The organism is Saccharicrinis carchari (assembly GCF_900182605.1).
GTDB lineage: Bacteria > Bacteroidota > Bacteroidia > Bacteroidales > Marinilabiliaceae > Saccharicrinis > Saccharicrinis carchari.
Genome location: NZ_FXTB01000008.1, coordinates 182,826 through 192,085, shown reverse-complemented (window position 1 = coordinate 192,085; position 9,260 = coordinate 182,826). Strand labels below are relative to the sequence as shown.

At 39.5% G+C, this 9,260-nt stretch carries 7 protein-coding genes; all 7 read left to right on the top strand.

Translation table 11 applies throughout. The features are described from left to right. Positions 1 to 143: 143 nt before the first annotated feature. The 7 genes from FN809_RS14235 (at position 144) to FN809_RS14205 (ending at position 9,259) form a co-directional block, all read left to right on the top strand. Positions 144 to 1,904 carry a DUF4398 domain-containing protein gene (locus FN809_RS14235; protein WP_142534193.1) on the top strand — a complete coding sequence of 587 codons (1,761 nt, stop codon included), beginning with the start codon at positions 144 to 146 and terminating at the stop codon, positions 1,902 to 1,904. A gap of 5 nt (positions 1,905 to 1,909) precedes the next feature. Further along, the gene (locus FN809_RS14230) at positions 1,910 to 2,941 is read left to right on the top strand and encodes a M15 family metallopeptidase domain-containing protein (RefSeq protein WP_142534192.1); all 1,032 of its coding nucleotides are present in this window, start codon (positions 1,910 to 1,912) and stop codon (positions 2,939 to 2,941) included. 66 nt (positions 2,942 to 3,007) lie between these two features. Continuing rightward, positions 3,008 to 4,078: a pentapeptide repeat-containing protein gene (locus tag FN809_RS14225; protein WP_142534191.1), complete on the top strand. Its 1,071-nt coding sequence runs from the start codon at positions 3,008 to 3,010 to the stop codon at positions 4,076 to 4,078. Positions 4,079 to 4,119: 41 nt separating this feature from the next. After that, complete coding sequence (locus FN809_RS14220) at positions 4,120 to 4,959, top strand: DUF4231 domain-containing protein (RefSeq protein WP_142534190.1); 840 nt, start codon at positions 4,120 to 4,122, stop codon at positions 4,957 to 4,959. A 41-nt stretch (positions 4,960 to 5,000) separates the two neighbouring features. After that, positions 5,001 to 5,804: a toll/interleukin-1 receptor domain-containing protein gene (locus FN809_RS14215; RefSeq protein WP_142534189.1), complete on the top strand. Its 804-nt coding sequence runs from the start codon at positions 5,001 to 5,003 to the stop codon at positions 5,802 to 5,804. A gap of 33 nt (positions 5,805 to 5,837) precedes the next feature. Next, positions 5,838 to 8,321, top strand: coding sequence for a TIR domain-containing protein (locus FN809_RS14210; protein ID WP_142534188.1), 2,484 nt, complete (start codon positions 5,838 to 5,840; stop codon positions 8,319 to 8,321). Then, positions 8,318 to 9,259, top strand: a complete 942-nt coding sequence (locus FN809_RS14205) for a hypothetical protein (protein ID WP_142534187.1) — start codon at positions 8,318 to 8,320, stop codon at positions 9,257 to 9,259. Before FN809_RS14210 ends, FN809_RS14205 begins: the two co-directional genes overlap by 4 nt. Position 9,260 lies beyond the last annotated feature (1 nt).

Sequence of the window (9,260 nt, the reverse complement as noted above, 5' to 3'; positions counted from 1 at the left end):
TGAGCTACTGCCGGGAAACTGGAATCCCAGAGCGTAATAGCAACAGGTACTTAAAATGTATCAGATAAAATAGGTGTACTTGCTCGGACGCTTACATTTTTACTGCATCTCTAGTAATACTAAATCACATTAATTAAAGCATCATGCACAGCTTTTTTATTAAAATTATAATATCGGTAATTGCAGCCTTGGTGATTTTCTCAAGTTTTACGCAAGCCACATCACAATCCATTGAAAGAAACATTCGTGATAGTGTTAAGATTGTTGAATTATCACAGGAAAAGCAAGACTTGGAGCAAAAGCTGGTAAAGAAAGATACTGACCTGGAATTAGAAAAAAATAAATCCAGTATGAACCGTATTTATTATGCCGGAATTGTATTATTATTTATAATAACACTCCTAATAATATTGCTAATTATAGCTAATAAATCCAAAGACAAGATGCTTGAAAGAGCCGACAAGGATGGTGATATAATGGAAGTTACTGACTTTTTAATGCGTCAAAGCCTAGGGCTTCCTCAAGGATCATTAAGAGGAATTATTGCCATTATCGTAGCTACTACATTTATTTCATCTGTTTTTTATTATGGTACCCTTGAAGAGGTTCCGGATGCTTTTAAAATTATTGTATCGCTTGTTTTTGGTTATTACTTTTCAAAAAGCGAAGATCAAACAAGAAATGTGATTAATGCAATGCTTGGTAAAACAAAGCAAGAAGTGGTTAAAAAGCAAGAAGCAAAATTTGCTTTGTCAGAAGCCAAAAACGCAAAGTCAGATGTGTATGCCGCTGAGCTCTATGATCAAGCTAAAGAAAAAATTAGCTCAGCAGAGAATGCCCAAAGAACCGGGGAAGCTATTGCTTTTTATAACGAGGCAATAGAATTGGCCCGAAAGGCTAAGCGCATGGCGTTAGACAACAAACAAATTAAAGCCAACGAAGAAACGAATAAAAACAGAAAAAGATATGATGACTACTCCCGTGAAATTCAAAGCAGGATTGGTGATTTAAAGGCCATTAAAACCAATGAGTACATAATTAAAGGTTTAGAAGATAGTATGGTCAATGCTGATGCTCAGGCGCAAGCGGGTAGCTTCAAAGATGCGTTAATAACAATAGAACGTGTAAAGGAGCGTATAGATACCCTACTCTTGGAATACGATGAGGCTGAAAGGTTTTACTCTGCATTTGATGAAGAAAAGAAGAATGACATTGAGGATAAATTAGAAGATGCACTATCCACCTTTAATAATTCATTTGTAAATGATATTCCGGGCGATAATGAAAGGTTAATTGAATCCATAGTCAGGATGCAAGCCAAAGTAAAGGACAGAAATGAAAAGCTTCTTCCTGCTTTACGAAAACGTTTTTTGGGTATTGAAATTGAAAACAGTGACATCAATGATATCGTAAAAGATTTAAACAATAGAGGTGATAAACCCTTTTTCAAAGCACTATTCGAAACATCTGCCATTAAAATAGGAGCAAAACTGAATGATAGCATTAGAGAAAAAATAAAGGCTCCTGAGGTAATTGAAAGTCTTTTGCTGGGAACCGAAGAAGAGAAAGGCTTGCTATTTAAATCTATTTTCGAAAAAAATGGAATAGAGGATCAAAGCACTTTTAATAAGTTTATTGATAACGCAAAAAAGGGATTAATTGATAGTGTTTTAGGAGATCAAATAAAACAAGCCTTGCCCGAAGATGTTGATTTTGAAGATTTAAAATCCTTATTTAAAGGTGCACAGCAAGATAAGGATGGAAAATCGGTAAGTAGTAAAATCCAAAAAATACTGGATGTTGGTGAAACAATTCTTGGGCATACTCCAATTGGTGGAGCTGCAAAAATTGCAGGTACAATTATTCGTGGCATATTCAAATTATTCGGAAGAAAAAAACGTTAACAACGATGAGCATATTTTGGACAGATAAACGCACGGACTTAAGTGGTTCCCGTTGGGAGGTTTGGGAAAGGTACTATCAGGATACTATGGATTGGCCGGCTTTTAAAAGTAAGGTAATTGAATTTAACCCTTCTTTAAATAACGATTCGAGGTGGTTATTTGTAAAAGGCTGGATATACTACATGCCCATTAAACAACAACCTACCACACCCGAGCCTCCTAGCCCTGAAATTGATTTTGACGATGTTAAAGTGAGAAGTAGACTTATTCAGCAATTATTAAAAATGGATGAGAAGTATACGGGTGTACCGGATGGAATCCTAAAAGAATCATCGTTGATCGTTATTTCCCAATATGAAGGGATAAAAACAAACTGGACTTCAGAACAAAAGGCCATCGGCTTTATTCAACTAAAGGCTAAAGAACAACACATCGAAACCGGGGAGTTGGATGGTTATTGGGGGCCACAAACAGAATATGCAGCAGAGTTGCTTTATCAAATTTTAACCAAAGGAAAAACAGAAGAGCATTGGCGTCCTGAGGAAATTAATGAGCAACCATCCATATCTTGGCCAAAACAATATTCGGAGGCATTTTATTCCTTTTTTGGGGAGAAAGGAAAAAATCTTAGCTACCTAACTCCGCCTTATCCTCATTTTTTATCCTGGAATACAGCGCAGCAGGCCAAAAAAATTCAATGCCACAAAAAGGTAAAGGAAAGCTTAGAGAAAATTCTTGTTACGGTTCGCGAACATTATGGTTTGGAGGAAATAAAAAAAATGCGACTTGATAGGTGGGGTGGCTGTTTTAACGATAGGTCCATACGCGGTGGGAGTAAACCATCGATGCATAGTTGGGGCATAGCCATGGATTATGACCCCTCAAACAATAAACTACGCTGGGGACGCGACCGCGCTCAATTTGCGAAACCGGAATACAACAAATGGTGGCAAATATGGGAACAAGAAGGCTGGGTTAGCCTTGGCAGGCAGCGCAACTTTGATTGGATGCATGTGCAGGCAGCAAGGATTTATTAAAACTTACATAAACGCAGATGCAAATGTTTTATAGGGCAATTGTGTTTTTTTATAAAAAACTTTGCAATGGATAATCACGCAATTGAAATTTTAAAACAAGGAGTTAAAGCATGGAACAAATGGCGTAGCTCAAACCCTGGTATAAAACCTGATCTTTCACGAGCTATTCTGCAGAGCATTGTACGGGATAAAAAAGTACCTGTTAAAAAGGGACATAAAACTGATTTAAGATATATAAATTTCGCAGATGCTGATCTGTCGGGGGTTTCTTTTGAAAATGCTGACTTGCGATATTCAGATTTTAGAAATGCCTCACTTTTAAAAGCCAATTTTAGGAGGGTTGACCTTGAAGAAGCAGATCTAAGGGGTGCCGATTTATATGAGGTTGACTTGTATCAGGCAAATCTGAGAGGTGCAAAACTGATTAAAACCCGATTAACCCGTTCCCGACTGGTTGACGTGTGCATTGAGGACGCTATTCTACAAAACTGCGAGGTATACGGAATATCGGCGTGGAATGTAAGCAAAAATACAAACACATTGCAAAGTATGTTACGCGTGAATGATCCGGCCATGACATGGGAAGCGCCAATTCTTATAGATAACCTCGAAGCGGCTCAGTATATTAATCTTTTTTTAGATCCTGAAAAAGTTAGGGATGTTATTAATGCTACAACAGCGAAGTTGGTTCTTATTCTTGGGCGCTTTACCGAAAACAGAAAAAAAGTATTAGATAAATTGCGTGATGAATTACGAAAACATAATCTTGTAGCAATCATTTTTGATTTTGAGTTCCCGGATGGACGTTCCATGATAGAAACCGTTGGTTTGTTGGCACGTATGTCGCGATTTGTTATTGCAGATCTTTCAGACGCAAAAATTGTGATTAACGAGCTCCAGGAAATCATACCGGTCAACCCATCTCTTCCGGTGATACCTATCATTGACTCTAAACAAACTGAGCCTGCTATTCTCAGAAAACATCATGAAAACCCGGGTTATTTAAAACCGATTTCTTACACCGATATCAATGATTTAATTTCTAACCTGGAAATGATAGTAAAAAAAGCAGAGCATAAAGCAGTAGAGCTTAGAGATCGTAAGTTGGGGCTTGGAATTTCATCCTTATTAATATAGGTAAAGACCTTTGACATTTATAAGTTAATAGCATCTTTAAAATGAGAAAGTTATATAAAAAGCGTCCAAAATATTTTGTAACGGCTGTTCAATTAGATTTAAACTTCGAGAGGATTGAATATGAAAAGTGGGGCGGTAAACAAAAATGCAAACCGGGCGATTGGCTTATCAACAACAGTGGAGACACTTATACGGTAGATAAAAAATACTTCATTGACAATTATCAACGCGTAAGCCCGGGAGTTTACAATAAGATTGGAGAAATATGGGCCGAAGTGGCCACCGAAGATGGATCAATAAAAACCCTGGAGGGTTCTACCGATTATAAAGCGGGAGATTACCTTATTTTTGATAGAGAAGAAGGGGGGGATGGATATGCCATTCAAAAACAGGTGTTTGAGCGTATGTACGAAGAAATAAACCCCACAACGACGCTTACCCGGGAACAGGAATCTTACATCAACAATCGCATACAGCCTCGGATTGATGATTTCAAGAATAAAGCAAACAAAAATCGTAATCGCTTTTATGTTTTTCAGGCTATTGCTATTCTTTCTGCCGCACTAGTTCCTGTTTTTAGCGGATTTATTAGCGATGATACTGATCCATTGAAATGGCTGGTCGCCATACTTGGTGGTACATCTGCTATAGTAGCCGGATTGCTTGCTTTATACAAGTTTCAGGAGAACTGGATACGCTATAGAAGTACCTACCACGATTTAGAATCCATTTTGGCTCAGTTTAAAACCTGCTCCGGAATTTATGTAGATAGCAAACAGGCCTTTACCCTATTGTTAGATAATTGCGAGCGCATTCTAAAAGCTGAAATCGGACAGTGGGCGGAATCCAGACGGAAAAAAGATAGCGAAGACGATGGGTAAATTATTATAATATTTTAAATGAGCGCTATACAATTGTCGCAATGAATCCTGTTGAAGAAAACATACTGAAAAAAGTTGTCAATGACCTGGCCAGCCTGAATCCGGATAAACCATGGAAATCAGTAGGTGTCCTGGCAAAAAAGTTCAATGTTCAGGAAAGCTATTTAAGACAAATATTACTCGAATACTGCTCAAATGTTGATAAGCAAAATCTAAAAATACGTTATTCCCATTATCCAAGTAAACGAAACCTGGATATGATATGGGCACATGTTAATAATATTCCGGATATAGAAAAGCTTTATGATTATACGCGTCTGGATGAACCCGATAAAAACTTTCCGGCTTATCTCGAAAATTATCCGCGCTTATTCTTATCTCATAGCCATAAAAACAGAGATAGAGCCTTGTATATGAGAGATTATCTATACTGTCAAGGGATTAATATTTGGATGTCGGAATTAGATATAGTGCCCGGTGATGATATTTTTATGGCTGTGAACCAGGGTAGGAAAAATTGCACCGGTTTTCTGGCAGATGTTACGGAAGAATCGATACAATCGGTGTGGGTACAAAAAGAATTTATAGCATCCTTACCGGATAAGCAGATGTATATAGTGATTGATGGTAATAACGGCCGCCTAATTGAGGCATTAAATTCCGATTCGCCAAACGATATTATGCCATCTTTGCAAATAACTACCATGTTTCCTGAATACATAGATTATCTTAAGAATCATATTTATAAAACCGGCCTTGTTTTCTCCTTTCCTTATGTAAAGGGGGCGTTGTTTAACACTGAAATGAAGCCGTTAATAGCATTAAAGGAGTATTTTCCCGGGTAACAGTATATTAAATTCCACTTTAAAAATCGCCCCATGTATGATGCGTTTATATCCTATTCGCGGAACGACCGTCAGTTTGTAAACCAACTTATGGCATACCTCGGAACAAAGGAACTAAGCTGCTGGCTCGACCAAAAAGATTTACCCCCTGCGGAGATATGGCGCAACGAACTCCGGGACGCGATTATTGATTCTGATAATTTTATCTTTATAATAAGTCCCCATTCGGTTGATTCAGCGTTTTGCGACCTGGAAATTAACTGGGCCGTAAAGAACAACAAACGTATTATTCCTATTTTGTTTAAAACATTACGTCAAAATCAAAAATTAAATACTGCGTTGTCCGAACGCCAATGGTTGCGAATGGATTCCCTCGATAACAATAAAAAATTCGACGTAATTGCATCAACCATCCGTAACGAGCAAAAATGGTACAAGCAGGGAACCGAATATCTTCGCGGAGCTCAAAAATGGAAAGCAGGAAAGGATATTTTTCTGGCTCGGCCCGAGTTGGAGGCTGCCCGCGCCTGGGTAGAAAAAGGGGCTGGTATGAATCCCGGTCCTTCTGAGCTACAAATAAAGTACATTCATGAGAGCGAAGCCTACCATCTGAAAGAAGCCGAAAAGTGGGAGAAACTTTATACCAAATCAATAGCCCGGCAATTAGCCGCCCAGGGTCAACTGATCATACAGCATGATTCACCTGCATTAAGCGATCGGGGATTGCTGCTGGCTGTGGAATCCATGGCTCGCTTCCAAAAAATTAATCTTAGATCCCTCGAGGCCGACCAGGCCATTAGGCAGGGCTTGTCAATTATGGCAAAACCCCTGGTGAACTACAAGGCCAAATATGATGTTGAGCGTAAAGCTATCTCTGTTAGTCAAAAATATTTTACGCTGGCTTTTGCTGATATAAAGGGGCATTTGTACCAATGGGACCTTCGGGACGGAAAAGTAAAAAAGGATCCTGCTTTGTGGGGGGCAGTTAGCTGCCTTAAGTTCAGCCATGACGGGAGATGGTTGGCTGTGGGTGGTGAGAATGGCTGCCTTCATCTTAAGAATTTAAGTAATAATGATGTTTGGACATTGAAGACCAGCTTTGCCGTATCCCCTATTCGTACAATTTGTTTTAGCCGAAATGGCAGATACCTTGCGGCCTCCCTCGGCATTAACCTTGCTGTGTGGGATATTAATGCAGATGCAGAACCAGTTGAGTTAAGAAATGAGGATCATGCGCAAATAATTGTTTCCATGGCATTTGACCCAAACGGCGAAATACTCGTTGCCCAGCCGGTTATGAGCGAAACACAATGCTGGGATTGGCGCAAACAAAAAGTCATCGGACGTTTCGGAAACAATGGTAACCATGTTGAGTACAGCCCCGACGGCAGGTTCCTGGGCATAAGCAGCGCGATGAGCTACACTGCCGTGCTATGGGATGTTTTTAAGCAAGAATCTATTAATTTGGCCACCAATGCTGCCAAGCTGACTTTTAGTAATGACCATAAATATGTGGCCATTGCTTCGCCTGAACATTTTGCCCGGATTTGGAAGCTGCCCGAATTATCAGTAGTTCATAACCTTAGGCATAATGCGGAAGTAGGGGAGCTGGAATTCAGCCCCAAAGGGGACTATCTATTAACAAAAGATAAAGCGAATGTAGTTTACGTTTGGAATGTTGGCAACGGAAAACAGGAAGCCCGGCTTGTTCACCCGGAACCTTTTGAAGTGGTGCAATTTTGCGGTGATAGCCGGTATGTGTTTACTTTTAGCAATAAAAACACATTTACGCTATGGGAAACTCAACATTTACGTGAAGCACGACTACTACGTCATCAGGTTGCTGTACTTGGCGTTGCTTTTAGTCCGGATAATAATCACCTGATAGCTACAGAAGCCCGACAGGATCAGTTTAAGCGCAGTTATGCACTAATTGACTGGACGACCGAACAACTCGTTGAAAAGGTATCCGTTGATGAAAACGAAATAGATGGTGCCACTTATGCAAAGGATCTTGTTGTTGAACATAGAAAAAAGTCTAAAAACCGGGTTATAAGCCCAAATGGAAAATTGATTGCTGTTAGGCATAAAAGTGGAGTGCAGATTCTTACCCATGACAATGAGGAAGAGGTAGCCTTGCTTCAACACGATCGAAAGATATTTAGCATGGTCTTTAGTCCGGATAGTCTGTACATACTGACCGTTAGCGATCACGATACAGCACGAATTTGGGAACTCAGCACTGGTGAAGAGGTTTCACGTCTTACCCATGATAATCCCAACATAACAGATGCCGACTTTAGCCCGGATGGCAGATATATAGCTACTTCAAGCTGGGATTTAACGGCTCGTATTTGGCTATGGCACCCTAGCGACCTGATTCAAGCTAGCGCATCCCGCCTTAGCAGGATTTTAACCGAAGGGGAATGGAAAAAATACTTACCGGGCGAGGTGTATAAACCTTCCTTAAAAATGTCGGAACCTCCTAAAAACCATCATTCAAAAAATAACAAATGAATACCTCAGAACGAATTCTTGTCCACGGGCCAGGGATGATGGATATAACAGATTTATTTTATTTCGATAAAATTGTGTATCCCGTTGTAGAGGCTTACTTGCGGCCTCCGGAGTTAGCCCCGGGCTATGTAGGTTACAAAGCGCAAGAATTTATTCCACAGGATATACTTGAAAAATTAAAAGATGCCGGATTAATTGTTACGCCCGCCGAGGTGCTTCTCGTGCCGGACTCATCTGAATTAATTAATACGTTTAAAGAAGGTGGTGACGTATTCAAGAATTGGGGACAAGATAAAGCTGAAAAATACGGTTCGGCTTTGTTTCAAATATGTACACTTGTACCTCCGCTAAATGATAGCAATGTATCCAAGTGGCTACAGGACATTGACAAGAAAACCCGGGATACTACCAAGTTGATAGAAGAGCAAAAAATAGATGCAGTTACCAAGCTCTACCGGGAAAATATAACAAGCGTTCTCACTCCCGGGTGGGATACTGTGCTTAGCCTTTTATTGCCTCTTCCATGTGTTGCACCCGGAATGCCCCATATGGATGCTATTATCGCGTTTTTAAAAGATAACACAACTATTCAAAAACGCACCAGTTTATTTAACTGGCACAGAGATATTACGTTAAATGACGAAAGTAATAGTAGTCTTACAGAAAAAATCACGGATATATTACTCCCTCGTTTAAAAACATATATGCAATGGCTTAAAGATTCAGGATTGGTTGTGGGGTTACGGGAGACAGAATTCTTAATCTCATTGGGTAAATCCATGGGTAACTGCGACATAATGGAAAAAAGTAAATACTTCGTTTTATCTAAACGTGGATTAAGTTTATCTCAACAAGATAAAGAACAAAGAAAAGAATTAGCCTATATCTCCTATACCCGGCGAAATTGGAAAGATTGGTTCTCTGGTATTGTTTTATAAT